This window comes from Nocardia sp. NPDC059764 (assembly GCF_042732555.1).
GTDB lineage: Bacteria > Actinomycetota > Actinomycetes > Mycobacteriales > Mycobacteriaceae > Nocardia.
Map to the genome: position 1 here is coordinate 25,609 of NZ_JBHWHH010000040.1, position 23,874 is coordinate 49,482.

Genomic DNA, 23,874 nt, shown 5'->3' on the forward strand with positions numbered 1-23,874 from the left:
GGCCATTCGGTCCGGCGTCCAGCCGTGCGTCCCGGTCGAGCGTGTTGCGGTCCCGGGGCTAGACTCGCTGGCGTGGCTGGCCGACTTCCGGACCGCGATATCGCGGCGATTCGTGAACGTGTCCGGATCGAGGATGTCGTGGGGGAGTACGTCGCCCTCCGCCGGGCCGGCGCCGACTCCATGAAGGGCCTGTGCCCGTTCCACGACGAGAAGTCGCCGTCGTTCCACGTGCGGCCCAATCACGGCGTGTTCCACTGCTTCGGCTGCGGTGAGGGCGGCGACGTCTTCGCGTTCCTGCAGAAGATCGAGCACATCGGTTTCGTCGAGGCCGTCGAGCAGATGGCCGACCGGCTCAATTACAAGATCAACTATGAGGGCGGCGGCACCTCGGTCCGCGTCGACCGCGGCACCCGCGCCCGCCTGGTCGCCGCCAACGCGGCCGCCCACGAGTTCTACATCTCACAGCTCGGCGAGCCCGGGGCCGAGGCGGCCCGCAAGTACCTCACCGACCGTAATTTCGACCACAACGCCGCCCACCAGTTCGGCTGCGGCTACGCCCCCGGCGGCTGGGACACCCTCACGAAACACCTGCTGCGCAAGGGTTTCGAGTTCAAGGAGCTGGAGGCCGCGGGCCTGTCCAAGCAGGGCCAGCGCGGCCCCATGGACCGCTTCAACCGCCGGCTGCTGTGGCCGATCCGCAATCTCGGTGGTGAGGTGATCGGCTTCGGCGCGCGCCGCCTCTACGACGACGACACCATGACCGCCAAGTACATCAACACCTCGGAGACGTTGCTGTACAAGAAGTCCCAGGTGCTGTTCGGGCTCGACCACGCCAAGCGGGAGATCGCCAAGGGCCATCAGGCCGTGGTCGTAGAGGGCTACACCGACGTCATGGCCATGCACCTGGCCGGCGTCAAGACCGCGGTCGCCTCCTGCGGCACCGCCTTCGGCGACGACCACCTCGCGATCCTGCGCCGCCTGCTCATGGACGACAACTTCTGGCGCGGCGAGATCATCTACACCTTCGACGGCGACGCCGCCGGCCAGGCCGCCGCCCTCAAGGCGTTCTCCGGCGACCAGAAGCTCGCGGGCCAGACCTACATCGCCGTGGCCCCCGACGGCCTCGACCCGTGCGAACTGCGCCAGCGCAGCGGTGACGGCGCGGTCCGCGACCTGGTCGCCCGCCGAGTCCCGTTGTACGAGTTCGTCATCCGCGGCCTGCTCGCCGAACACAACCTCGACGCCCCCGAAGGTCAGGTCGAGGCCCTGCGCCGCGCCGTCCCCGTGGTCTCCCAGATCAAGGACTTCGCCCTCCGCAAGGCCTACGCCACCAAACTGGCCGGTTGGGTCGGCTGGGACGACATCCAGCAGGTGGTCCGCCGCGTCGGCGAGGAGGCCCGCAAGGGCGCCCGCACCGGCGCCAAGCCCGGCATCCCCGAACGCCAACCCCACCATGAGGTTTCACCCGGCCCCGCCGCCCGGCCCAACCCCACGGACCCGGCCCTGCTGCCCCAACGTCAAACCCTCGCCGCGGCTCTGCAATACCCCGCCTTCGCGGGCGCGGTCTTCGACTCGCTCGAGCCCGAAGCCTTCACCCACCCCGCCTTCCTCGCCGTCCGCGCCGCCATCGCCGAAGCCGGCGGCACCGCCGCGGGCCTCACCGGCGCCGAATGGGTCACCGCCGTCGCCGACCACACCGACGACCTCACCCTGCGCGCCATGGTCTCCGAACTGGCCGCCGAACCGCTCCCGGTGAAATCCGCCGACGACATCCCCCGCTTCGTCGCCGGCGTCCTGGCCCGCACCCAGGAATCCTGGGTCGGCCGCCAGATCGCCGAACTGAAGTCGAAACTCCAGCGCATCTCCTCCACCGAACAGCCCGACGCCTACATGGCCCTGTTCGGCGACCTGGTGGCCCTGGAGCAATACCGCAAAAGCCTCCTCACCCAGGCCATGGGCAACTCAGGCGACTTCGCAGGCGTCTGACACGCGCAGCCCCCACCCACCCACCCGGCAGGCGGCGAAGCTCGCCGCCCCAGGGCAGTGGTGTGGGGGAGCAGCCCCCACCAGGGGGCAAGGGGCAAAGCCCCAATCCCTCAGTGCCGCAGCTGGTCCTGCGGCACCAGGATCGTGGTCCGCTCGTCCAGCGGCACCATCGGCTCCAGCTTCGGCTGGGTGTTCAGCTTGTCCGCGAGCTTCTGTCGCCCCATCAACACGACCTTCCGCGTGACAGGGCTCTCGCTGATCGCGCGGGTCGTCTTACTGATCTGCTCATACCGAACCCGCCCGGCCTTGGCGCCCAGCACATACCCAGCCGCCACACCGATGATCAACCGCAGCATCCCGAGAAGCTCCTCCCATAGACCAGTCCGCCCCCATATCCTGCCCGACCCCACCCCACCCTGTCGATCCGGCACCCCGTCCCCTCCCTGTCAACATTCCCGCAGGTAGAGCCGCGATTTGGGAACTGTACAACCGATACGCTAAAGTTTTCTCCGGCCGGTCCGGAAGGGCCAGCCAGGGAAACAATCCCCTATAGCTCAATTGGCAGAGCAGCCGACTGTTAATCGGCAGGTTTCTGGTTCGAGTCCAGATGGGGGAGCCTAAAAAGCCCCTGACCAGCGGTTTACCCCGCAAGGTCAGGGGCCTTTTTCGTGTTCGAGCGGCGTTGGTGCACACCGGTTCGAGCAACTCCACCGCACCCATCGGGACGGCGCGCGCGAGTTGTGTGGCTGCGGATCGGACGAGATGTTCTGGTGTCGAACGGATTCCGGTGATGGCCAGGATTGCTGTGAACAGGCCTTGTCGAGAAGTAGGCAAACGCCGTCAGGATGCCTACACTGGACCTAGAGTGAAGTTATGACTTCACTCTGGTTGGAGGTGTTGTATGAAGGCGCGGCGCTGACGCTGTATGGCCTGGTGAAGGACGAAGTTTGCGAGGCCTCACGGTGGCTGGCGGGGTGTGACAAGCGGACCAAAGCACAGTTCGCCGCACGATTCGAACGTCTGACCACAGTCGGATACCTACGTAGTCCGGAAGAGATGCGACAGCTGCAGTGCACTGTCGAGCCCCCGGTGTCGGAGATCAAAACCCAATCCGGCCATCGCTTGTATGTCATACGGCACAACAAGGATTGGGTCGCAACACACGGCGAGAAGAAGCCCTCTGACCGCAAGGTCTGTGATCAGGCGAAGAAGGCAATCAAGATTTGGGAGGAGGCGCACACGCGATGACCACCTGGTTCCAGCCCACCTCGGAAACGGAGGCGCTCGTAGCCGAGGAGCGCCTTGTTTTGGCGGCCACCGAGATGGTTCACGAAGCGCTGGAGAGTACCGGCACCACCAAGAAGCAGTTGGCGGACAGGCTGGGTGTCCGGCCAACCGAGATCAGCCAGCGGTTGAGCGGCCGGCGAAACCTCACTTTGCGAAGCCTGGCTCAGATGATGCACGCGCTGGGATATGGCATTGGCATCGAGGCGACCCCACTGGTCGACATGGCGGCTGCAACGGCGCGGATCGGCAAGCGGGTTCGCAAACCGGCCGAATATCGGCCGGCGGCGGTCACTCGAAGTTGGATGCTGGGCATCGAGGTTCTTATCCCCCGCGCGGATGACCACAAACGAGAGCTGGTGAGTCAGCGCATCAGTCGGATACTCGAGGAGCTGAGTCGGCTCGACCATGTGCTCGAGGTGAGCTCCGGCTATCCCAGCGACGCGGCCGTTCTGGTCTCACTGGTGGTCGAGGCCGAAGATGCGTTGTCGGCCAGTCAGATCGGGATAGGCGCACTGCGGACAGCAATCCACACCGTCGGCGATAGCACGCCTGGTTGGGAACGGCTGCTCGAGCATTTGGTGCGAGACCTTCGCATCAACATCGACCCCTCTGACAAGGACGCCACCGCGAACCCTTCGCTTCGCTAGGAGTCCCATGCGGGTTGTCTTCCATCTGGTAGGTCGTTAAGCGTTGTATCCCTTATGATTTCGGGGGAAAGTGCAAATCTGATCTGTTGCAGTGGGAGGTGCACCAGTGTCCGACGAGTCAGGTGATCCACTGAAGGGGCGCGTGCCGTTGTCGGCTGCGATCGATGCGCTGCGCAGCGAGTTGGTCCGGTCCTTGGAAGGCGCGCAGTCGGAGACGTTGCGGTTCAAGCCGACGGCGGTGGAGCTGACGTTGCAGGTCGCGGTGACCTCCAGCGGCAAGGCGCAGGGCCGGATCAAGTGGTGGCTGGTCGAGGCGGGTGCGGAAGCGTCGCGGCAGTCGGCGGCTACTCAGACCGTGAAGATGACGCTCGAGCCGGTCACCTTCAGCGCAAATGGTCAGCGGGCCGCGGAGGTGTTTATCGACGCGGTACGTGAGGATTCTCCGCTGCATTCGACCGATCCCAGATAGCGGGGCGCATGAGCCGTGATGGCCGTCGAGCGAGCCGTTCCGATCTACTACTACACCCGAGACGGTCGGCTGCACTCGGCATCCGGCTTCCGGATCGACGGCGAATACATCCTCACCGCCGACCATTGCGTCGGCGGTGAGGACTATCGCGTTCTGATCGACGAACGAAGCGTGTCGGCACAGGCGTACCTGGACACCGGCGGCCGGAAGGACGTCGATCTGGCGATTCTGAAGGTCGGTGAGAAGCAGGACATCGAACGGATACCGTGCGCGCGGATTCGCACCTCGCACGCGGAAAGACTCGACAACTGCTCAATATTGGCCTTCCCGGTGTGGAAAAGGAACGGTCGAGCACAACTCGACGGGTATATCCCGACCGGTGAGGTCTCGGCTCTCACCGGTTTGACCAAGGTCGACTCGGGCGCGAAATCACTGCTGACCTTCAAGTGCGTCACTCCACCGCCGGCGTCTCCCACTCCCGATGGCCCTTTGAGTCAGTATGCGAGTCAATGGCAAGGGGCGTCCGGCGCGGCCATCGTGCACGACGGCTACGTAATCGGAGTGCTCAGCAACCACGTTCCCCTGGAAGGGGATTCGTCGCTCACCTTCACGCCGATCACGGCCATCGACCGCTTGAAACCAGATCAGCGGGACAGGTTCCGGTCGGTGCTCGGTATTGCGGACGAAGCGACTCTGCCGACCTTCCCGAAGGTCCGCCACATGTCGGATGCGCTCCCTAACAAGGGTAGTGATCCCTCGGTCGAACCGAGCATCGACCCTCACACACAGCCTGACGCTGACACGGAAACCCTCTGCCAGGGCGGCCAGCTATTCGCCGACCAAGGCGACTTCGCGCACGCGGAGAGTTTGTGGCGCCGCGCTGCCTCGCAAGGACATACCGGCGCGATGAACAACCTCGCCAACCTGCTCTACGTCCGAAGAAGAGCGCGCGAAGCGCACACTTGGTATCTCGCGTCTGCAGAGCGGGGCAATATCGAGTCAATGGGCAATTTGGCGAGCCTGCTCCTCGAGGCGCGGCAAGCCCGTGACGCCGAACGCTGGTTTCGCCAGGCCGCGGAAGCTGGCAATACCGACGCGATGTATAACTTGGCCGTGATGCTCGACAAAGCCCGGCACTTCGACGAAGCCATCACCTGGTACCGGCGAGCTGCGGACGCCGGCCACCCTGACGCCATGCACAACCTCGCGATTCGGCTCCGTTCTCGCGGGGAGCTTGCCGAGGCCACCGCCTGGTGGGAGTGCGCCGGACACCAGCGCTCACAACGGACCAGCGAGAAGCCGCGTGGCCCGGTCTCACCGAGAACGTCACGGTGAGACGAATTCAGGTCACCGTCTTGATCTCAGTTGATTCTGTTGTAGCGCAGCATCATTCCTGGTTGATGTCGCGAATGGCGGCGAGACTCTGGCGGTATTCCACGGCCTCGGCGAGCTCGTTGAACTCGAGGAGTCGCCCCGTCAATGCCCGCAAGTTCTCACGGACCTCCGCGGGTGCCACCTTGAAGAACTCACGGCGGTAGTTGATCTGATTAACGCGCTTGTCCGCCAGACGGCGATGCAGCTCGGCTTCGATTCCGGCCGCATTGTCGTCGTAGAACAGCGCGTGGACGTCGTACCGAAAGGGCACCGCCGCGTTGCTCAGATCACGAATGCGGTCCCACGGATCGTACCGGCGCGTCAAACCGATCTGGACCACATCCTCGCCGAACGCGCCGATATTGGAGATGACATACACATAGCCAGCGCTGATGTTGTCCTCCCGCTTCACGATGTCCTCGATGGCGTTCTCCAGGGCCTCCAACCGTGCGCGCAGGTCGTCTGCGTCGGCAGTGTCCCTCTTGTTCGCGGCCTCGAGTGCAGCAAGGGCATCGCGCGCTTGCTGTTGCTGTTGTTCGAGTTTCGTGCGTTCCCGGGTTAGTTCTTCGTAAGCCTTGCGCTCCTCACGCAGACGGTCGCGCTCGTCGCGTTCGTACTGCTTTTGGCGGGCGATCATCTCGAGATGATCAGCGGTCATCGACAGCTCGCGACGGCGGAGTTCGTGATAGTACGGCGCGACGCGCAACTGCATCGTTTTGCCCAGTCGCTCGATGGTGATCGCGATCTTGTCGAGGCGGTCCAGAGCCGAAGGGAGTTTGTAGGGCTTGAGGCTGCGAACGAGGTTGTCGGCTTCGGCATTGTAGGCACGCAGCATTAGCATCGAGTATTCGCGGATCATCTTGCGGCCTTCGGTGACCGACCCGTTGACTGTCCAAGTGGTCGATGCCTCGATCGCGCCGCCGTCCCGGCGTGCCTCGTATCTGATTTCGCCTTGGAGTTGTTTGAGCGCGTCTCGGTAGGCGACCGCGTCCGATAAGGGGTGACGGTATTCGTAGATGCCGATCTCCTGAAGTACCTGCTCGTCTCGCGTATTGATCACCTGTGTGCGCAGGTTGTCCAGCAGTACCTGCTGCTCGGTCACCTGCGTCGCGAGCTGGTCACGTAGGTGCTGCAGGCCGGCGGCCTCGAGTCCACCGATGCTCGCCAAATGCGCTCGTAGCCTTTGATTCTCCGTAACCGCTTCGGCCAGCTCCTGTGACTGCTTCTTCGCGTAGGCACGAGCACCCAGCAGCGGGACTTTCGCGGCCTGCGCGCCGCCCGGCTGGGTTCCCGCGGCGGTGTCGATGGTGGGAAGGGGCCGCTGGTCGCCAGTCCACTCGGTGCCGTTCCAGTACCGGAGAAATCCCCGGTTTCGAGGATCGGGATACCAGTTCGGTGGTGCAGTACTCATAATTGCCCCTTGCCAAGTCGCTTCCGATGGACCGCCGGCCTGGTTGCCCCGCATCTTGTATCGGGACTTGGCGCACATCACGTGGGCCCATCACCGGCACGGATCTGCCCATATAGGTGGTTCTCCAAGGCCCGAATGCGGGTGGCGAGTGGGGAATGGCTGGCAAACAGGTTCGCGCGCAGCCCTTCTCGTCTTGACCCCTTTCCGACGAATCCCCGAGTCACCCGAATAACGTTGAAAAACACCGGGTTTCGATTGACTGAATCTTCCCCGTTGCCCGTCGTACATCGTGCCCCCACGCTGATCTTGCCTAGGGTAGCTCGGTTGCGCCGCATCGCGCAGACGAACCGCATAGACGGGGACTCGCGCTTCCGTCGGGAACCTCTATGCGAGATCCGTTCCAGCGACGGGTTGGCTCGGTCGTGGGTGCGCGACTATCGCCTCCGTCCACCGCATCGGCGGCAGCGCTATCGGCGAGTCGTCTGCGGCTTACAGCAGCCTGCCTTGTTCCGATGCATTGGCTGCCCGAGACCTGATGGAGGCGAGCGCATCACCGAGTTCTTGCCGGGACGTCACAGCTTGGGCTCCGGCATCTACCAGAAGTCGGTTTCCAGGTATGTCGTCACCGAAATTCAGAACCAGGACTGGGCGGCCTCGCTTCAGCGCCTCCCGCCCTGCTGCAAGCGTGCCGCCGCGCTCGCCGGCCTCGATGGCGATCAGCGCCATGCCGAGCCCGAAGATCACGCGATTGCGTGTCATGGCGGTATGTGTCGCCCAGGGCTGGCCCGGATGGAATTGTGAGAGGACGAGGACGCGATCGGGATCGAAGCGCGGGGTGAGCTCACGCTTGACCCGGAAGTGGTCGATGCCTTCGGCGAGCACCAAGACCGTCGTACCTCCGTTTTCGAGTGCCGCGAGATGGGATTCGGTATCGACCCCTTTTGCGTAGCCCGATATGACCGTGAGTCCGCGGTCGCTGGCGACTTGGCCGCTGGTGCGTGCGGCTTCCAGGCCCAGCGGTGAGGCGCTGCGCGATCCGCAGATACCCGCTCCCGGCGCCGTCAGCAGTCCGAGCGCGCCGCGGCAGAACAGGGCAGGAGCGATCGGGCGTTCCTTGACTACAAGCGATCGCGGGAAGCGCGGGTCGTCGGCACTGACAGCAATCACGCCGTGGGCCGTCAACTCCTCCGACTGGCGACCCAACTCGGTACGAGTCGGGATGTCCATGTCGCGCCAAATTTGCCGGAGCATCTCGGGATCTGGGTTCAGCAGCGCACGAGTCACTTTGGCGGGCGTGCGGAAATGTTCGAACGCCACCAGGACCCGCAACATCGTATCCGTTGTCACTTGAAGCTAGCTCCTCAACGTCTTGGCGGCGACAAGTCCGTATACCCGGGGCGCGCCAGCCCGACGGGCCACTCGTGCAACCTCTCGTATGGTGGCACCGCTGCGATACACGTCGTCGACGATCACGCACGGCGCGTCCAATGATCTGGGCATCGTGAACATACCGGTAAGGTCGACGCTTTGATCGTCCTTGCGCTGCGGTCGTGCTCGACCGACGGTGCGGATCAAGGTCTGGCCGGTCCGCTGCGCGAGATCGGCCGCGATTTGCTCGCCGGTGCTCGTGCCGTCCCCGGCATGACCGGGTACCGACACCATATAGATGGCGGAATTGAGCGCAGGGTGTTTTTCGAGGGCATCGGCGAGCCTTCTGACCAGCTCTTTCCGGGCTTTCCTTCGCTCGGCGAAGCCGAAATACTTTGCGTGACGGACTAACTCGCCGGTCGGCGTGTTTTCCCACTGCACCGGCGGCCGCGTGTCGTCGGGGGTCTTGTACCAGTCCAGGGTGAATACCGCATCGAATGCGCCGCCGGTCGGCAGCACAAGAGCTTCGTTCAGCAGCGCGACGAGCTCCCTGAGCTGGGTCGGCAGCAGTGAAGGCCAGTGCAAGCAATGGGTGAACCTGGCCTTCCGGTCTCCGGTCACGGGCAGGGAGGTGTAGCTTCCGTCGAAGCATAGTTCGATGTGGCGAATCGGCAGCTCACTGCAGGCAAGATAGACGCGACGCCACGTCAGGGAGGCGTTCTTGGGTCTCGTGTATTCGTATCGCTCGATCCGACAGGGCCTCTCGCGCGGATTGAACCGATTCTGTTCAAGCATCTGCACCTCCACCGACTGTCGGCCCAAGCTCACGATCCTCCGTGATTACCGACTGCGCCAGCAGATTACACAGTCATTCTGGCCAAAGTGATTCTTCTGCAACATAATTAAAGCTCAACGTGCTGTGCAGGACCGCGCAGCTCATGAAATGTATTGTTGGAAAACATGATTCGCTGCCTCACAACGAGATTCTCCTGTAACTTGTTTCACAGTGTGCCTGGTCAGGGGTAGACGGGCAGAAGGGTGGGAGAGATGAGCCGCAGCTCGGACCGCGTCCAAGACGTTCTTCGTCAACAGGTGTACGTTGCGCTCAACGCGGTGCCAGGGCTCCCGCCGGGCTACCGGAGCATATTCGCGGGCATGCTCATGGAACGAGGCGCGCATCTGCTGGTACGCGATCCCATCGTCAACGTGCCGACCGGTCGGGCGCACGCGCTGCTTGTCAGTCGCGGTGGGGTGTTCGCGCTGGTATTCACGTCCACCGCGCCGACTCGACAGGTGATCGACGACATCCGCGGTCATGCGCAACGGCTCTTCGACAAGCTGACGATCGGGTCGAATATGTTCGTGGCCAACACAGTTCGAGTGGCGCTGATCGTGCCGGTGGGCACCGACCTTGGTCACATCGACAATCGTGTGGCCGTCGCCGACGAACGCACACTGCGTCGCACGTTCTTCACCGGACGTGTGCTCGAAAAGCGGGACGCCGAGCAGGTCGCCAAAGCCGTCGCCGACGGATCCAAGTATCGCCCAGTGCACATCGCCGAGGTGGGCGTGGCTTCCGAACCCGAAGCCGAGGGGCTGTTCGAGGAAACCGACACCATCACCGATCAGCGCCAGCGCGCATTGTCCGAACCACTGCTGACCTGGCTGTCGTTTCTGGATCCGGCCCAGGTGAGCCTCGTGCGCCGCAACTACAACGGTCCCGCACGTATCATCGGGCCAGCCGGGACGGGAAAGACCGTGGTTGCGCTGCACCGGCTGGCGCGCATCGCGCGGGAGAGCGCCGGCAAACTGTTACTGACCAGCTTTGTTAAGTCACTGCCCGCCTGCCACCGGACTCCGTTCACGCGGCTCGCCCCCGAAATCGTCGATCGTGTCGAGTTCATCGGACTGCATGCGTGGGCGAGCCAGTTCCTGCGGCAACGCGGCAAACCGGTACGCATGGAACCCGCACGGGCGCGCACGGCGCTATCGCTGGCATGGTCGCATCTGGGCGGCGAAAACGGGCCGCTCGCCGACATCGAACCCAACCTCGAATACTGGGCCGATGAGATCGACCGCTTGATCAAGGGCCGCGGAATCACCGAGTACAAGGAGTATGAGGCACTGGTCCGCACTGGCCGCGAAGGTTTGGCCCTGCGCCGTGAAGATCAGCGCCCCTTGGTGTGGCAGCTCTTCGAGGAGTACGAGCGAATCCGTTGCGAACGAGAGATTTTCGACGCCAATGACCTGATCGCCTCAGCATTGGCCGAGCTTCGCCAGCGACCGTTCGGCCCGAAGTACTCGATGGTGGTCGTCGATGAGGTACAGGATGTAACCCTGATGGGCTTGCGGCTGGTCGCCGCGATTGCCGCCGATACGCCCAATTCACTGCTGCTCGTCGGAGACGGACAACAGCAGGTCTACCCCGGCGGCTGGCGGCTTTCACACGCCGGGATCGACGTGCGCAACCGTAGTGAACCGCTATCGGTCAACTACCGCAATCGAGCCGCGATTCTTGCCTACGCTAAGGGAATCGACGCCCGCAACACGGTCGACGACCTCGACGGCGGCACCGGCGTGGCGCTGCGCGATGCACGCGGCGTCCTCGAAGGCGGACAGGTCGAGCAATGGGAAGGACGAGAAGACCAACTCGACGCCGAACTCATCATGGCGATTCGCCGGCTCGCCACACCAAACGGCCACGTCGCCGTGATCACCCGAACCAATACCGAAGCCAATCGCTTCTTGCGAGTGCTCAAAGCCGCAGGCATCCCCATTCAGCTACTCGAAGACTACGACGGCACCTATGTCGACGCTGTGAAGGTCGGCACCGTCCAACGCGCCAAAGGACTCGAATTCCCAGCGGTATTCCGCCCGGTACTGCCAGGCGAGCGCCCACGCCGGAGAACCGCCTCACAGCACGACTCCGACGAACTCGCCGCACGCCGCCAACTGGTCGCCGTGACTCGCGCCCGCGACTACCTCTGGCTCGGTATCGTTGACGGCGCACTGTAATTGGAAAAGCCGATTCAGCCACCGATGCAGACCCTCCCGCACAGCCAAGCTCGGCCTGGCGTTCGGTGGCGGACATGCGTGCCGCGGATGTCTTTCCCTACGGCAGAGGTTGGATCGGCTACCTGCGTTCGTCCAGCACGATTCCGTCGCGGACTCGGACGAGACCGACCGCGCAGGAGGATCCGGGAGGGCAACACAGTGAGCGTTGTTCGCCAGCAGTTCCACGGTCTCGGTGACGTAGCGCCACGCGGTTGGTGGTCGAGACCTCGAATCCCGCCCCGAGGTCGGCGAAGGTATCGGCTTTGCGCAGGTGGGGCCAAGGTGAGCAGGGCTTGGCGACTCGGATCGAGCTTGCGCCACACCGAGCCGATCGCGCGGCGATGTCGACGGATGACAACGGCAGCGCGGAACGGTAGAAAGGCAACGGAAGCCCTTGGGGTACAGCTTGTTTTGGTCGACAGCCGTCCTACCAGGGCTTCCGCATACCCTGCGGAGGCACGCCGTATCCATTTCCGTTGCCTACCAACATCATCCAGATAGGCTGAAAGGGACTCAAGGTAGGCGCACGCGAGTGGTTGGTAGACGGCGATCTATCATTCGCCGTCGCGGATGGTATCCCCGTGGTCTACAAGGAATCAGGTCAACTGGGCTCGCTCCCGTCGGTAGCCCAAGCCACCGACCCCAGTGTTCGGATGCGCCCTAATCCGAATCCGGTTTTTGCGGCCGACTCTGTATAACCGAGCTGGAACCAGCGGGATCAGTGTCAGTTCCTCGGCGCCAGGGCCTGATTGTCGGCCTCGGCGATCACCAGGCTCACCGGCCAACGGCAGGATGAGGCGAAAGGGGCAAGTCGGTGTACCGGGTGGCCGAGCCGCTGATCGTGTTCTATGAGGCGATCGTGCGGCGGGAGTGGACCCGGCTGGAGCGGGGGAATACCGAAGCGGCATGGCGCAATTCGCGGGCGACGTTCCTGTCGCAGGTGGTGGGCCCGCACTTCGAGGGGATCTGCCGGGATTGGGCGATGTCGGTGGAACCGGAGGTGTTCGGCGAGCTGCCCGGGCAGGTGGCTGCCGCGACGGTCAACGATCCGCGGGATAAGAAACAGATCCAGGTCGATGTCGCGGTGTTGGCACCCGAGGAGACCGACCGGCCGCGACGCATCTTGTCGCTGGGCGAGATGAAGTGGGACCGCACGATGACTCTCGGACATGTCGACCGCTTGCGCCGCGCGCGAGAACTATTGGCGGCCAAAGGCTACGACACCAGCCAAACCATTCTGGCCTGCTACAGCGGGGCGGGATTCGACGAGAACCTCCTGGCTGTCGGCACCGGCCCGGGACAGCCGCGGAAACAGGCCGACAGCCCGATGCTGGTCGACCTCGACACGATTTACGCCAGCATCCGATGACAACCTGAGCCTGCCGCGCACCCGCGACGAATTGTCGGCAGGTCGACGAGAACCGGAGGATCTGTCTGATGTGTGAAGCGGACTTGAACTCGTGGCGCGAGACCAACTATTTGTACCGCTCTCCAGCGAACGCGAAGCGGCTCGAGGAAGGAATGGCACAGGCGGAGGCCGGAGAGACGGTGACGTTCTCCCTAGGTGAGCTGGAAGAGATGGCCGCCCGAATCGAAGCGCAGGAGGAATGAACTTTCCGGCCGTTACTTCTACACGCTGGTGCCCAGCCAGGCAGCGAAGCCTGTCAGTGTCTCAGTTCGTCGCTTCTCCGCTATCGCGATGCCGTGCAAGGTCTCCCGGACCGCAGGGTGCAATCGCGTTTGTTGCGGGGCGGCGACCCGGGCCTTGTTCAGTGCCGTGAGTGCCTTGTCGGTTTTGCCTGCCATGAGCCAAGCTCGCGCGTTGTCCTGCCAATGGTGGGCAATCCTGGTCGGCGGAGCGTCGCGGTCGTGTGCCAGTTTCGCGCCATCAATCGCGGCCTTGTTCGGGTCGCCCGATTCGAGTTCGACTGCGTGAGCGTGAATCTCGACATTCAGCGGACCGAACGCTGTCATGTACAGGTCTGTTTCGCCTGTGTACGTGGACAATTCCCGTGCCGCGCCCACATGTGCGACAGCACCTGGGTAGTTCAACTGCCGGGCTTCGTTGATGGCCCCCGCAAGATGGGAGTACCCGGCCAGCACCATGCCCGCCGTGGATGAGTCGGCAGTGGCGATGGCGGAATCTATAAGTTGCCCGGCTACCTCGGACTCTCCGAAGTGGGTCAGCACCCGTGCCCGTGCCAGAGCGGAGAAGGCACCGTAGGTCGGGTCATCGGAGGAGGGCGCGTACCCGTCGGCAAGGTCCAACGCCGGGAGAGCCAACATCAGGTGACCCGTACGGCGGACGGACCATTCGGCGAGTACGTATGCGGAGGTCAACAGAGTGTAGGCGTGTGCCTTATCGTCTCCTGAAAGTTCGCGCACTGCACCGTGGATGCGCCGAATGAGGTTTGGCAGTACTTCAATTGTCTGCCGCGTTCGGTCGGTTCGGTACAGCCGCTGAGCGGCATCCAGGTCATTTTCGAGTTGGACAAGGGCACCAGGTTCTTCGGCGCGGGCGTAGCGGCCCTCGGTGAGAAGAATGGAGAGGCTGTTGACCGCATCGGACAGTGGCTTGCCATCGTCGTACGGTGCCCCGGTCAAGCGGTGAGGTTCGTATGAGGACGGGGGTCGCAGCGGACTTCGCTGTGCTGGGTGCTTTGTCTTGCAGGGGAGGGCTGACTGTCGATCAGCTGGCCCGGGAGGCTTCTCTCACGTCTTGGTCTACTCGTGCGGCTATGGCTCGTCTGCGGTCGCGGGGGTTGATCGTGGATACCGGCCGCCGGGGGCGTTGGCAGATCACTGTGCGCGGCCGCGGAGAGTGGGCCGTGAAGGGTCGGAGGTTCACCTTGTGACGGCCCGGGCCCCTCCAGTGATCCAGGCGAGCGGTTCCGGCTGGACTTGATCCACGAACTCATGGGGGAGGGCAGCGATGGTCGGGCTGTTGAGTTCCTCCGGCATGATCCACGGGGTGTCACCGGTCTTGGGCGCGACCGTGCGGCGGTGCCGTTGTTCGTCGGTGAACAGCCACGCCGCCCAGGCTTGGGCGACGTAGTTGGCTACTGACAGGGCGCGGTACTGCGGTTCATTCTCTTTCGGCGGGGCGAGCACCGGCGGCGGCTGAAAGGACGGGATTACCAGGTCCTTCCGATGGTGTGAGTTGTAGTCGTTGATCGCATCGCAGATGCGGTCCCGGTGGATTGCGGTTCGTTCGATCAGGTCGTCGAACGCGCCGATGTGAACGGCGTTCGTGAAGTTGATCGGGGGTACGGTACCTGCGGTGAGCACGACCGACCGGTCTGCCGTCAGCGCGCGCACCTTCGTGTCGTAATCAGGATCGTCGTGGGAGAGCACTACCGCGTTGGTGTTGTTCACCCTCGTGGTTCCAGTGCGGCTGGTAAGCCAGACGGCGGTGGTGTCGGTGTCCGGTTGGCGATCGACGATTGCGAAGCCGAGCATTGGTCTCCCGTGACGGTGGATCGAGTGTGAGTCAGGGGCGGGTGCGAGCCCGGATCGCTCTCCGCGGTACGGAAGCGTGCCGGCGCCATTACTTCCGACAGGACAGTACGTGTTGCATTGGGCTTCGGGGGCTTTCGAGGCCATTCGACCGATTGGATGGCGGATTCGGGCCAGGCCTCGACCTGCGATGCTCGATGGCTCCGCGATCGTGCATTGGGGGAGAGGGATTGGTCACTGAGCGAACAGGCGCTCTCACGCTTACCGACGAGTTCAAGGATGCGCTACTGCGTCTCGAGCGCGGCGAGAACCTCTTTCTCACAGGTAGGGCGGGAACCGGTAAGTCCACGCTGATCCGCCGCTTCCTCGCGACAACGCGCAGGAATGTGGTCGTGGCCGCGCCAACGGGGATAGCTGCGCTCAATGTCGAGGGCTACACGATCCACCGGCTGTTCGGGTTCCGCCCGACGACCACGCCCGAGGAGGTCCAGTCGGACGCCTACTCGCCGGGACGGTTCACCGCCGTTCTGCGCAAGCTCGACACACTGATCATCGACGAGGCGTCGATGGTGCGCGCCGATCTCTTCGACAGCCTGGTACTTGCTCTGGAACGGTTCGGTCCCAAGCCGGGATTCCGCTTCGGCGGGGTCCAGCTCGTGCTGGTGGGGGATCTGCTTCAGCTGCCGCCCGTGGTGAAGGACGGCGAGAAGGACTACTTCCATACAAGGTATGCCTCCCCGTACTTCTTCTCGGCCGACAGCTACAGCCGAGAGAGCTTCCCCACGGTGGAGCTCACGACAGTCTTTCGTCAGATCGGTGACTCGAGACTTGTCGACATCCTCAATGCCGTGCGTGAGGGAGCACTGCTGGACGGAGCGCGGGCGGAACTGAACTCGCGGACCGATGAAGCCTTCCGCCCGCCGGTCAACGAGTTCTGGCTGACATTGACTACGACCAATTCGATCGCGAGTGCCAGGAACCGGGAGATGCTCGACCAGATCCCTGGGCCTGAATCGAGGCATATAGCCACGGCCACTGGCGATTTGGACGGATTCGCGGTGCCGACCGACGACGAGCTCGCGTACAAGGTCGGCGCACAGATCATGCTCCTGACCAATGATCCGGCCAATCGATGGGTGAATGGCACCATCGGGCGGATCACCGGGGGCCGCATCGAGCGCGGCGATCCGGTTGTCACTGTCGAACTCCCTGATGGCGGCGAGGTCGAAGTGGACCCGCACACTTGGGAGGTCACCCGGCCCGTGTTCGAAGGCGGGGCGCTCCGTCATCAGGTCATAGGCACATACAAGCAGTTGCCGTTTCGCCTGGCGTGGGCCATCACGATCCACAAGAGCCAGGGCCAGACGCTGGATCGTCTCGTAGTGGATCTGAGTGGCGGGACATTCGCCGACGGGCAACTGTATGTCGCGCTCAGCCGGTGCACGTCGATGGACGGGCTGGTGTTGCGGCGTGCGGTTCAACCCCGAGATCTGAAGGTGGACCAGCGAATTCGTCGGTTCTTGCTGTCGGGCAGGCGAAACGCGAAAGCGCTGGGGAACGTGTACCTCGGGATATGCACAACGGGGGATGAAGGTCGGGCCTGGAAGCCGAGGCCGATCGAGATCGCGCTGGTGACCGATGACGGCACCGAGGTAGCGACCCTGATCAACCCCACCCGCGACATCGGTGACGCGCAGAGTGCATATGCCATTACGGCGAGCGATGTGCAGTTCGCCCCCATGCTGATCGAGGCATGGGCCGCGCTTTCGCCCTATTTGGCCGGGCGAACCCCGATCGGACTCGATATCGACCGGCACCTCGGATTCCTTGACTATGAGCTGAAACGTAACGGGCACGTCAGCCCCATGCCGATCGGTGTCGAGATCGGCCACTCCAACCTGTCGGATTCGGACTTGCGGAGGCTCAGTGCTTTTCGAGCTATCGACCGTGCTCGTGCCGTGCGCGATATCGCGATGCGCTCAGTTGCCCACCCTCAGGTTGCCGATGCCTTTCCACCCGCAGAACCCAGAACCGGATACCTCCTCTCGCGCTGGTCAGGGCTGGGCGGATTCCGGGCCGGTGGCCTGATCCCCACCGCGTCAACCCCGGAGCTGGTGCTCGCGGAATATCTGCACGCCAAAGCACAGCAGGTCCGCATGGATCATCCGACTCACCGACTGCTCCGTGACCTCGAAGTCAGACTGGGACACCCGATCATCGACCGTGACGTCGATGTCCTCGAGCAGGACATCAACAGTGTCCTGGTTGCCGGCGCCCGGGTGTGTTTCACCGGAACCTGCATCGATCAGCACGGCAGGGAGCGGGCACGCAGCGACATGGAGGACCTCGCCGCAGCCCGCGGTCTCGTACCGGTGAACACCGTCACCAAGAGCAAATGCGATGCCCTGATAGCCGCAGAGGCCGGATCGCAGTCGGGAAAGGCCAGGAAGGCGCTCACGTACGGCAAGCCGGTCTTCACCGCGAAGCAGTTTCTCTCGTGGACTCTCGGGGGATGAAGAATGAGCCCTCGCCGAGCCGCTAGCGGCGTACCCAGTCTGCTCGGCTGTAAAGGGCGAGTAGGGGTTTCAGGGGCATCCATTCGCCGAATCGGTAGTCGGCTGCGCGGACGAGTCGGGCGGCCAGGTCCGGGCGTTGTTGGGCGAGGTAGCGCCTGGCTCGCTCGGCGTGGAGGGGGAGGGAGACGATTTTGATTCGGTCGGCGTCTTCCAGGTGGGGAATGGCGAAAGCGATATTCTCCCAGGTGTTTCGGCTCTTCGCCTCGATCACGAGCTTCCCGTGGTACCCGCGAACGCCGATCGCGTAGTCGGCCATCAGTGCGGCTTCGGCGGTCGGGCCCGCACACGCGCCGCCGCACAGGACGAGCCGACTACTGGATGCGGCGGGGTCGACGGACCGTAGTCCTGCCCGCACCCGCCAGCGGTTCATTGCGTTGGCTCGGGTACCGGCGTTGCGATAGCCCAGCACGACGACCGCCTCCGTGGTGCCGGGAGCGGACCCCACGAATCTGCGTGAGGCGCGCCAGTTCTCCCACTCACCCCAGAGGGTCACCGCCACGACTGCCCCGATCGACAGCCCGATCCGTCCCCTACGGGTCGTCACGTTGTGTCCTCTCACCAGCGTCGATTCCCGTTCGAGCCTACGCTCGCCACCGTGTTAGACATTTGTTCTAGACAAACGTGTCAGACCTCGTGTAGACATATGTCTTAGACAAACGTTCTTCACCACGAACCGGGAGACACCCCATGAGCACCACCGCCAACACCCTCCGCGTCCTGGTCGCCGGCGGCGGCATTGCCGGCAATGCTGTTGCCCTGCAGTTGCTTCGGGCCGGTGTCGCGGTCACCGTCGTCGAGCGGGCGGCCGAGCCCCGACCTGGCGGACAGGCTGTCGACCTGCGTGGGCCCAGTCGGGAGGTGGCCGAGCGGATGGGGCTGATGGAGGGGATCGAGAAGAGCCTGCTGCACGAGAAGGGGATGGCTCTGGTCAAGGCGGACGGGTCGTCGGTGTACCGGATGTCGATGGAGATGTTCGACGGCAAGGGTCCGGTGGCCGACATCGAGATCAGCCGGGGTGACCTCAACAATGTGCTGCTCACCGAACTCGCCGGTGCCGCAGGCGAACTCGACTACCGCTACGGCGACTGGATCGAGACCATCGACCAGGATGCCGACGGCGCCACGGTCGGATTCGCTTCGGGCCGCGAGGAGCGCTACGACCTGGTGATCGGCGCGGACGGCGTGCACTCCCGGACCCGCAAGCTGGTGTTCGGCCCGGAGGAGGAGTTCACCACCTATCTGGGCGGCTACATGTCCTTCTACACGATCCCCACCCCGGCGGGCGTGGAAAAGGACTGGATGTCCATGCACGTGGTGCCGCGCGCCTCCCTCGGCCTGCGCCCCGATTTCGACCCGGCCACCTCGAAGGCCATCATCACCCTGCGCACCGACGCCGATCCGGCCGTGCGCCGCGATGTCGCCGCCCAGCGCACGTTGATCCGCGACATGCTGGCCGAGGCGGGCTGGCTGGTCCCCGAGGCCCTCGAGCACCTGGAGACCACCGAGGACTTCTACTTCGACGAGCTGGTCCGCGTCGACATGCCCATCCTCTCCAAGGGCCGCGTCACCCTGCTCGGCGATTCCGGCTTCTGCGGCTCCCCGATGACCGGCATGGGAACCGCCATGGCCATCGTCGGCGCCTACCTGCTGGCGGGCGAAATCGCCGCCACCCCAACCGATATCGACGGCGCCCTGGCCCGCTACGAGGAGCGGGTCACCCCGTTCCTGGAGAAGGCCAAGGAGCTCCCCGGCGGCGGCATCCAGATGATGCTCCCCACCTCGAAGCTGGGTCTGACGATGATGCAGCAGGTCGGAAAGCTCATGACCACCAAGCTGTTCCGCCCCATCATGATGAGAATGCTGGACCAGACCCAGGACTACGTCCTCCCGACCTACTGATCCACCACGGCGAAAGGCCTTCATCGACCGATCAACCGGTTGATGAAGGCCTTTTCGCGTGCCTGGCCCGCTAACTCGAGCCGCTGGTGGCCGCGCCGAGCAGTCCCGACAGGATGCTGGATATCACCGCACCCGGCAGGTCGCTGGTCGCCGAGCCGGACGCGGACCCGCTGGCCGAGCCTGTCAGATATCCCCGGCCCGGCCCGGTCGTCGAGCCGAGGAAGGCGTCGCCGCCCCCATTGGCCAACTCGTCGAGAGCGCACGTGGCGAGCCCGCCGCCGGACCCGCTGGTCAACGCGGTGATGATCCCGTTGGCCAGGCCTGCGGCGGAACCGCTTTCGGGCCCGGCGGCGGATCCGCCGAGGAACCCGAGCGCGAACCCGGTGACCGAGCCGGTGGCAGCCGAACTGGCCCATCCTTTGAGGAATCCCTCGAGACAGGTCATGCCGGGCTGTTGTGCGGCGGGATCGGCCTGGGCAACCCCCGGGCCTTCGATTGTCAGTGGTTCTGCGGCCGCCGGCCCGGCCGCGATGGCGAGTGAGAAACCGATAGAAGCGGTGATCAGAATGATGTTTCGCATCGAAGTGCTGCTTTCCCCGAGAAACTTGGACGCTCGACCAAGTTAACCCCGCGGCCGGTAGCTCGCAGGCCGAGCACCAAACTTGGCGGGAAAGGCTCAACCGAACTCTCGGCGAAAAGCATTGGGGGAAAACCTGACTCGAGCAAAGGATCCGGATTGTCTCGTACTGGGGAAGACTCGTGTACTCATGGTCAGGGGACGAGAGGGGAGTATGCGGTGAGCGGTGCACGGTGGCTGTTGATCGAGACGTTCGGCGGCGGCGAGCCGACGGTGATCGGACTCGGCAGTGCCCCAAGGAGATTCGTCCCGCTCGCTCAGATCTTCCGGCAACGGGAGACCCTCGCGGCCATTCGCGGCGCGGTGGCGGCGACCTTGGATCGACTCGGGCCGGTGGATACCGTCAGCGAGGACGGGCGGCGGCGGACGGTGACGGTGCCGTTGCATATCACGCCCGAGCGGGTGCACGCCGTGTTGCTGTGGTCGGGGCCGGTCGAGGAGGAGGTGCCGCCGCGGGATCGCGTGGGGGCGTGGTACTTCAATCTGTCGACGTCGAAGTCGACGCGGTCGGATGATCTGCTGGATCTGTATGGGGTCGCGCCGGAGAATCGGGCTCGCGAGCATGCCATCGCGGGGGTGTTCGCACGGGTGATCACCAATAGTGATGAGTCGGATGCGCTGGCGAAGATCGTGCGGTCGGCGCCGGGGACCGAGCATCAGGCGGTGTGGACCGTGCGGCGGGACGATGGGGCGTTGCGGGCGGCCCACTTCTCCTGCCGGATTCTGGAGGAGCGCACCTCCGCGGAGGGGTGCGAGATCTTCATGCGGGGGGTCACGCATGACATCGGGGATGCGACGGAGGTGAGTTCGGCGCCGCCGCCGGTGATTCTGGAGCATCGGGTGCTGGATGCGGCTGCGGCGGAGGGGGATTATCGGGCGATCGTGGATCTGCGGAATCTGCGGTTGTTGCGGTGGATGGGGCCGGCGATGCCGGGGATCGCGTGGCAGTCGTTGGCGGGGGAGCCGGAGCCGGGGATTCACCCGGAGGATCTGGGGATCGCGAAGGCCATGAGCCGGGATCTGGCGCAGTCGCGGACATCGGGGGTGTTGCGGTTGCGGACGTTGGATGGTGGGTGGAAAGTGGTGCGGGCACGGGCGGTGTTGATGGCGCTGGATCAGTACACGACGGCCGCGTTGGTGACGGTGCGGGACCCGGACCTGGTGGATTAGCCGGCCAGCAAACAAACCACCAGTAATGTTTGTTGGGTATATAACAGCGGTTGACCGCGCGTCGCGGGTTTGCGGCAGGTCAGCGTGATCAAGGGGGAAGTACGCAGGTGGGCGGGGGATTTGCTCAATTGATCACGGAATGTCCGGATCGCTACACTGCCGCCAGTACGCACCCGCGCGAGCGGGAATCTTGCCGGTTCTCCCCGTGAGACCGCCTGGCGCGTCGTTGACAGGCCCTGCCCGGAAACGCTTCTGCGGCTCCGGCGGTCGTGGCTGCTCGGCGTAGGGAGGCGGCAACAGTGCTCGGACCTAACAATGTGTGGTGGCTGCGTCTTCTCACCGGCATCCGGCAGTGGTTGGCGGCTCGAATGGTGCGATCGATGGGGTTGCGCACCTCTCGGGACGTGAATGTCCGCGGGCTCGAGCCGAATCCCGCCGAGATCGTCCGAATCCCCCTGGACCGCGTGCACATCGGCGCGACGCTGCGGCAATCCGGGGAGAACGCGCGGCATATCGCCGCGCTGTCGGAGGTCGCCGCGGCGCTACCGCCGATCGTGGTGCACCGGCCGAGCATGACTGTCATCGACGGCGCCCATCGCGTGCGGGCCGCGCAGTGCAGCGGGTCGCAGTGGATCGACGCGGTCTACTTCGACGGCGACGACGGGCAAGCCCTGCTGCTGGCCATCCGGCTGAACACCGCACACGGCCTGCCGCTGTCCGCCGCCGATCGCAAGGCCGCTGCCGAACAGGCGCTGATGTACTACCCGGACTGGTCGGATCGCCGGCTGGCCATGACACTCGGTCTGTCCGAGCGCACGATCGCGGCCATCCGGCGCAGAACAGCGTCGCTCCCGGCCCGCGAACCGCGCCCGTGCCCGACCCCGGCGCCCGCGCCGGACGAGGTCCATCGCCGCCCGGAGCGCGTCCACCTCACCGATCCCCGTCCGATGCAACGCCGTTCGGACTCGGCAACCGGTGACCGCGCCCAGCAGACCCCCGCCTTGCGCACCCTGTGCCGGGATCCGGCGTTGCAACGGACCGAATCCGGCAGACAGCTGCTGGCCCTGCTGGCCGCCCTCCCCGCCGATCCCGCCGCCTGGTCCGATCTCGCCTGCGAGCTCTCGCCCTGTCACGCCGCGCTGATCGCCGAACTGGCCGCCGAACAGGCCGAGAACTGGGCGACCCTGGCCCGCGCCGCGACCCGGCGCGTGGTGACGGAGGAGAACACCGCGGCGTGATCGGCGCCGCCCGCGGCGAACTGGACGGCGTCGAAGGGCCTGGCGCGCTTCGGGGCTCGAATCGGGGCTCATGAGAAAATGGCGGGAACCGCGGTGGTGGATCGATCGGAGTGGGTGTTTGCAGGGGGTTCGGAGGTTCGACGTCCGCGGCGGCGAGGGGGTCAAGGCGGGGCAGTTGTTCGAGCAGTGGGAGGCGGGGCTCAGCGAAGCGTATGTGCCGCTGGCGGTGTCGCCCGGCGAGCAGGAGCGCTTCGAGGGCTGGATCGTGCACGGCCGCTACAACGAGGTCGAGTTGTCGACGCTGGGCGCGAGTAAACAGCGGGTGCATCGCACCCGCACCCTGATCGCCCGCACCGATGACGAGTTCCTGCACACCAGCATTCAGATCGCGGGCCGCGGTTGGCTGCATCAGGACGGCCGGGTCGCGGAGGTGGGTCCGGGCGAGATGGTGTTCTACGACAGCACCCGCCCGTTCCACTGGGAGTTCGAGGGCGCGTGGGAGATGTCCGTGGTGCAGGTGCCGCTGAGTCGGCTGCGGCAGCGCTCCTGCATCGCCCCCTCCGAGATCCCGACCGCGACCACGGTGGTGGAGAACAGTCCCGCCGGTGTGGTCACGACCTTCCTGCGCGAGCTGACCGAACTGCAGAACACCGACCCCGCGCAGGCCGCGGTGCTGGCCGGTTCGACGGTGGATCTGCTGTCCTCCGCGATCGCCCTGACCTCCGGCCGCTCGATGCCGGGCGAGGCGTCGGAGACCCTCACCCGCCGTCAGGTGCTGGACTTCCTCCGGAAGCATTGCCTCGACGCGAATCTCACCGTGGAGGCGATCGCTGCGGGCTGCGGGGTGTCGCGTCGGACCCTGTATCGCGTGCTCGAGGAGTTCGAGGAGGGTCCGGCGACGCTGCTGCGCCGGATGCGGGTCGAGTACGCGTGCGGATTGCTCACCGCGCGAAGGGATCTCCCGGTGGCCGCGGTCGCGCACAGTTCCGGCTTCGCCAATGAGCGGCAGTTCTATCGCGCGTTCCGGGTCGAGATGGGCACCACCCCGGCCGCCTTTCGCGAGACCGGCTGCGGCTGATCGCAGCCCGCCGGTGGACGAAATCCGCCCGTTGATCCAGCCGCAACCTTCTGCTAACTTCTACGTATCTACTAAGTAGATGCGTAGAAAGCTTGGGGCGTAGACCACCTGCGACCCGGGGGCGCCGTGGGGACGGCGTCGTGGCGGCGGCGGCCTTGTGCGGACCCCTCATCGCGTGCAATGCCGCCGAAACCACAAGGGGCGGGACCGCGTTCCAGCGGTCC

The 23,874-nt window shown here is 64.7% G+C and carries 21 protein-coding genes, 1 tRNA gene and 1 pseudogene; 14 read left to right on the forward strand and 9 right to left on the reverse strand.

Annotated elements, in window-relative coordinates; genetic code table 11:
- Positions 1 to 72 precede the first annotated feature (72 nt).
- Complete coding sequence (gene dnaG / locus ACFV4K_RS11765) at positions 73 to 1,986, forward strand: DNA primase (protein ID WP_379274172.1); 1,914 nt, start codon at positions 73 to 75, stop codon at positions 1,984 to 1,986.
- A 110-nt stretch (positions 1,987 to 2,096) separates the two neighbouring features.
- Here the strand turns inward: dnaG and ACFV4K_RS11770 are convergent, their stop codons facing one another.
- A complete protein-coding gene (locus ACFV4K_RS11770) occupies positions 2,097 to 2,342 on the reverse strand; it encodes a hypothetical protein (protein ID WP_379274174.1) in 246 nt (81 codons plus the stop codon).
- 187 nt (positions 2,343 to 2,529) lie between these two features.
- Between ACFV4K_RS11770 and ACFV4K_RS11775 the strand changes: the two genes are divergently transcribed.
- The 5 genes from ACFV4K_RS11775 to ACFV4K_RS11795 all read left to right on the forward strand — a co-directional run bounded on the left by ACFV4K_RS11775 (position 2,530) and on the right by ACFV4K_RS11795 (position 5,724).
- A tRNA-Asn gene (locus ACFV4K_RS11775) sits at positions 2,530 to 2,602 on the forward strand.
- Between the two features lie 257 nt (positions 2,603 to 2,859).
- Entirely contained in the window at positions 2,860 to 3,234 is a 375-nt protein-coding gene (locus tag ACFV4K_RS11780) for a hypothetical protein (protein WP_379274175.1), read from the forward strand.
- Positions 3,231 to 3,920, forward strand: coding sequence for a helix-turn-helix domain-containing protein (locus tag ACFV4K_RS11785; protein ID WP_379274177.1), 690 nt, complete (start codon positions 3,231 to 3,233; stop codon positions 3,918 to 3,920). The genes ACFV4K_RS11780 and ACFV4K_RS11785 overlap by 4 nt, the downstream gene beginning before the upstream one ends.
- A gap of 106 nt (positions 3,921 to 4,026) precedes the next feature.
- Positions 4,027 to 4,389, forward strand: coding sequence for a trypco2 family protein (locus ACFV4K_RS11790; RefSeq protein WP_379274179.1), 363 nt, complete (start codon positions 4,027 to 4,029; stop codon positions 4,387 to 4,389).
- Between the two features lie 18 nt (positions 4,390 to 4,407).
- Positions 4,408 to 5,724, forward strand: a complete 1,317-nt coding sequence (locus ACFV4K_RS11795; RefSeq protein ID WP_379274181.1) for a bifunctional trypsin-like peptidase domain-containing/SEL1-like repeat protein — start codon at positions 4,408 to 4,410, stop codon at positions 5,722 to 5,724.
- A 52-nt stretch (positions 5,725 to 5,776) separates the two neighbouring features.
- On the opposite strand, the gene ACFV4K_RS11800 is transcribed toward ACFV4K_RS11795, so the two are convergent.
- From ACFV4K_RS11800 to ACFV4K_RS11810, 3 genes are all read right to left on the reverse strand, one after another.
- Entirely contained in the window at positions 5,777 to 7,174 is a 1,398-nt protein-coding gene (locus ACFV4K_RS11800; RefSeq protein WP_379274183.1) for a DUF4041 domain-containing protein, read from the reverse strand.
- A 489-nt stretch (positions 7,175 to 7,663) separates the two neighbouring features.
- A complete protein-coding gene (locus tag ACFV4K_RS11805) occupies positions 7,664 to 8,521 on the reverse strand; it encodes a DNA-processing protein DprA (RefSeq protein WP_379274185.1) in 858 nt (285 codons plus the stop codon).
- 6 nt (positions 8,522 to 8,527) lie between these two features.
- Complete coding sequence (locus tag ACFV4K_RS11810; protein ID WP_379274187.1) at positions 8,528 to 9,337, reverse strand: ComF family protein; 810 nt, start codon at positions 9,335 to 9,337, stop codon at positions 8,528 to 8,530.
- Between the two features lie 252 nt (positions 9,338 to 9,589).
- Between ACFV4K_RS11810 and ACFV4K_RS11815 the strand changes: the two genes are divergently transcribed.
- Complete coding sequence (locus ACFV4K_RS11815) at positions 9,590 to 11,557, forward strand: UvrD-helicase domain-containing protein (RefSeq protein WP_379274189.1); 1,968 nt, start codon at positions 9,590 to 9,592, stop codon at positions 11,555 to 11,557.
- A gap of 201 nt (positions 11,558 to 11,758) precedes the next feature.
- Here ACFV4K_RS11815 and ACFV4K_RS11820 read toward each other — a convergent pair.
- Positions 11,759 to 11,952: pseudogene (locus ACFV4K_RS11820) on the reverse strand (transposase family protein); the annotation flags it as partial.
- Positions 11,953 to 12,419: 467 nt separating this feature from the next.
- Between ACFV4K_RS11820 and ACFV4K_RS11825 the strand changes: the two are divergent.
- Both ACFV4K_RS11825 and ACFV4K_RS11830 read left to right on the forward strand, forming a co-directional pair.
- Complete coding sequence (locus tag ACFV4K_RS11825) at positions 12,420 to 12,965, forward strand: hypothetical protein (RefSeq protein ID WP_379274190.1); 546 nt, start codon at positions 12,420 to 12,422, stop codon at positions 12,963 to 12,965.
- Between the two features lie 68 nt (positions 12,966 to 13,033).
- The gene (locus ACFV4K_RS11830) at positions 13,034 to 13,207 is read left to right on the forward strand and encodes a hypothetical protein (RefSeq protein ID WP_379274192.1); all 174 of its coding nucleotides are present in this window, start codon (positions 13,034 to 13,036) and stop codon (positions 13,205 to 13,207) included.
- Positions 13,208 to 13,225: 18 nt separating this feature from the next.
- On the opposite strand, the gene ACFV4K_RS11835 is transcribed toward ACFV4K_RS11830, so the two are convergent.
- Both ACFV4K_RS11835 and ACFV4K_RS11840 read right to left on the reverse strand, forming a co-directional pair.
- Positions 13,226 to 14,200: an XRE family transcriptional regulator gene (locus ACFV4K_RS11835; protein WP_379274194.1), complete on the reverse strand. Its 975-nt coding sequence runs from the start codon at positions 14,198 to 14,200 to the stop codon at positions 13,226 to 13,228.
- Positions 14,201 to 14,440: 240 nt separating this feature from the next.
- On the reverse strand, positions 14,441 to 15,055 hold the full coding sequence (locus tag ACFV4K_RS11840; protein WP_379274196.1) for a hypothetical protein: 615 nt from the start codon (positions 15,053 to 15,055) through the stop codon (positions 14,441 to 14,443).
- A gap of 227 nt (positions 15,056 to 15,282) precedes the next feature.
- Here ACFV4K_RS11840 and ACFV4K_RS11845 point away from each other — a divergent pair, with 227 nt between their 5' ends.
- On the forward strand, positions 15,283 to 17,568 hold the full coding sequence (locus tag ACFV4K_RS11845; RefSeq protein WP_379274198.1) for an AAA family ATPase: 2,286 nt from the start codon (positions 15,283 to 15,285) through the stop codon (positions 17,566 to 17,568).
- A 22-nt stretch (positions 17,569 to 17,590) separates the two neighbouring features.
- Here ACFV4K_RS11845 and ACFV4K_RS11850 read toward each other — a convergent pair whose 3' ends face one another.
- The gene (locus tag ACFV4K_RS11850) at positions 17,591 to 18,127 is read right to left on the reverse strand and encodes a YdcF family protein (protein ID WP_379274200.1); all 537 of its coding nucleotides are present in this window, start codon (positions 18,125 to 18,127) and stop codon (positions 17,591 to 17,593) included.
- A 188-nt stretch (positions 18,128 to 18,315) separates the two neighbouring features.
- Between ACFV4K_RS11850 and ACFV4K_RS11855 the strand changes: the two genes are divergently transcribed.
- Complete coding sequence (locus ACFV4K_RS11855) at positions 18,316 to 19,527, forward strand: FAD-dependent monooxygenase (protein WP_379274201.1); 1,212 nt, start codon at positions 18,316 to 18,318, stop codon at positions 19,525 to 19,527.
- Between the two features lie 70 nt (positions 19,528 to 19,597).
- Here the strand turns inward: ACFV4K_RS11855 and ACFV4K_RS11860 are convergent, their stop codons facing one another.
- Complete coding sequence (locus ACFV4K_RS11860) at positions 19,598 to 20,107, reverse strand: hypothetical protein (RefSeq protein WP_379274203.1); 510 nt, start codon at positions 20,105 to 20,107, stop codon at positions 19,598 to 19,600.
- A 216-nt stretch (positions 20,108 to 20,323) separates the two neighbouring features.
- On the opposite strand from ACFV4K_RS11860, the gene ACFV4K_RS11865 reads away from it, so the two are divergent.
- From ACFV4K_RS11865 to ACFV4K_RS11875, 3 genes are all read left to right on the forward strand, one after another.
- Positions 20,324 to 21,334 (forward strand): GAF domain-containing protein, encoded by a 1,011-nt coding sequence (locus tag ACFV4K_RS11865; protein ID WP_379274205.1) that lies wholly within the window; start codon positions 20,324 to 20,326, stop codon positions 21,332 to 21,334.
- 380 nt (positions 21,335 to 21,714) lie between these two features.
- Positions 21,715 to 22,572 carry a ParB N-terminal domain-containing protein gene (locus tag ACFV4K_RS11870; protein ID WP_379274207.1) on the forward strand — a complete coding sequence of 286 codons (858 nt, stop codon included), beginning with the start codon at positions 21,715 to 21,717 and terminating at the stop codon, positions 22,570 to 22,572.
- A 118-nt stretch (positions 22,573 to 22,690) separates the two neighbouring features.
- The gene (locus tag ACFV4K_RS11875; protein ID WP_379274209.1) at positions 22,691 to 23,650 is read left to right on the forward strand and encodes a helix-turn-helix domain-containing protein; all 960 of its coding nucleotides are present in this window, start codon (positions 22,691 to 22,693) and stop codon (positions 23,648 to 23,650) included.
- Positions 23,651 to 23,874 lie beyond the last annotated feature (224 nt).

What these genes read in the sequence shown, in the direction of transcription:
- ACFV4K_RS11770 (WP_379274174.1), bottom strand. Translation starts at nt 2,342, where the DNA reads ATGCTGCGGTTGATCATCGGTGTGGCGGCTGGGTATGTGCTGGGCGCC.
- ACFV4K_RS11780 (WP_379274175.1), top strand. Translation starts at nt 2,860, where the DNA reads ATGACTTCACTCTGGTTGGAGGTGTTGTATGAAGGCGCGGCGCTGACG.
- ACFV4K_RS11785 (WP_379274177.1), top strand. Translation starts at nt 3,231, where the DNA reads ATGACCACCTGGTTCCAGCCCACCTCGGAAACGGAGGCGCTCGTAGCC.
- ACFV4K_RS11795 (WP_379274181.1), top strand. Translation starts at nt 4,408, where the DNA reads ATGGCCGTCGAGCGAGCCGTTCCGATCTACTACTACACCCGAGACGGT.
- ACFV4K_RS11800 (WP_379274183.1), bottom strand. Translation starts at nt 7,174, where the DNA reads ATGAGTACTGCACCACCGAACTGGTATCCCGATCCTCGAAACCGGGGA.
- ACFV4K_RS11810 (WP_379274187.1), bottom strand. Translation starts at nt 9,337, where the DNA reads ATGCTTGAACAGAATCGGTTCAATCCGCGCGAGAGGCCCTGTCGGATC.
- ACFV4K_RS11815 (WP_379274189.1), top strand. Translation starts at nt 9,590, where the DNA reads ATGAGCCGCAGCTCGGACCGCGTCCAAGACGTTCTTCGTCAACAGGTG.
- ACFV4K_RS11830 (WP_379274192.1), top strand. Translation starts at nt 13,034, where the DNA reads ATGTGTGAAGCGGACTTGAACTCGTGGCGCGAGACCAACTATTTGTAC.
- ACFV4K_RS11840 (WP_379274196.1), bottom strand. Translation starts at nt 15,055, where the DNA reads ATGCTCGGCTTCGCAATCGTCGATCGCCAACCGGACACCGACACCACC.
- ACFV4K_RS11855 (WP_379274201.1), top strand. Translation starts at nt 18,316, where the DNA reads ATGAGCACCACCGCCAACACCCTCCGCGTCCTGGTCGCCGGCGGCGGC.
- ACFV4K_RS11860 (WP_379274203.1), bottom strand. Translation starts at nt 20,107, where the DNA reads ATGCGAAACATCATTCTGATCACCGCTTCTATCGGTTTCTCACTCGCC.
- ACFV4K_RS11870 (WP_379274207.1), top strand. Translation starts at nt 21,715, where the DNA reads ATGGGGTTGCGCACCTCTCGGGACGTGAATGTCCGCGGGCTCGAGCCG.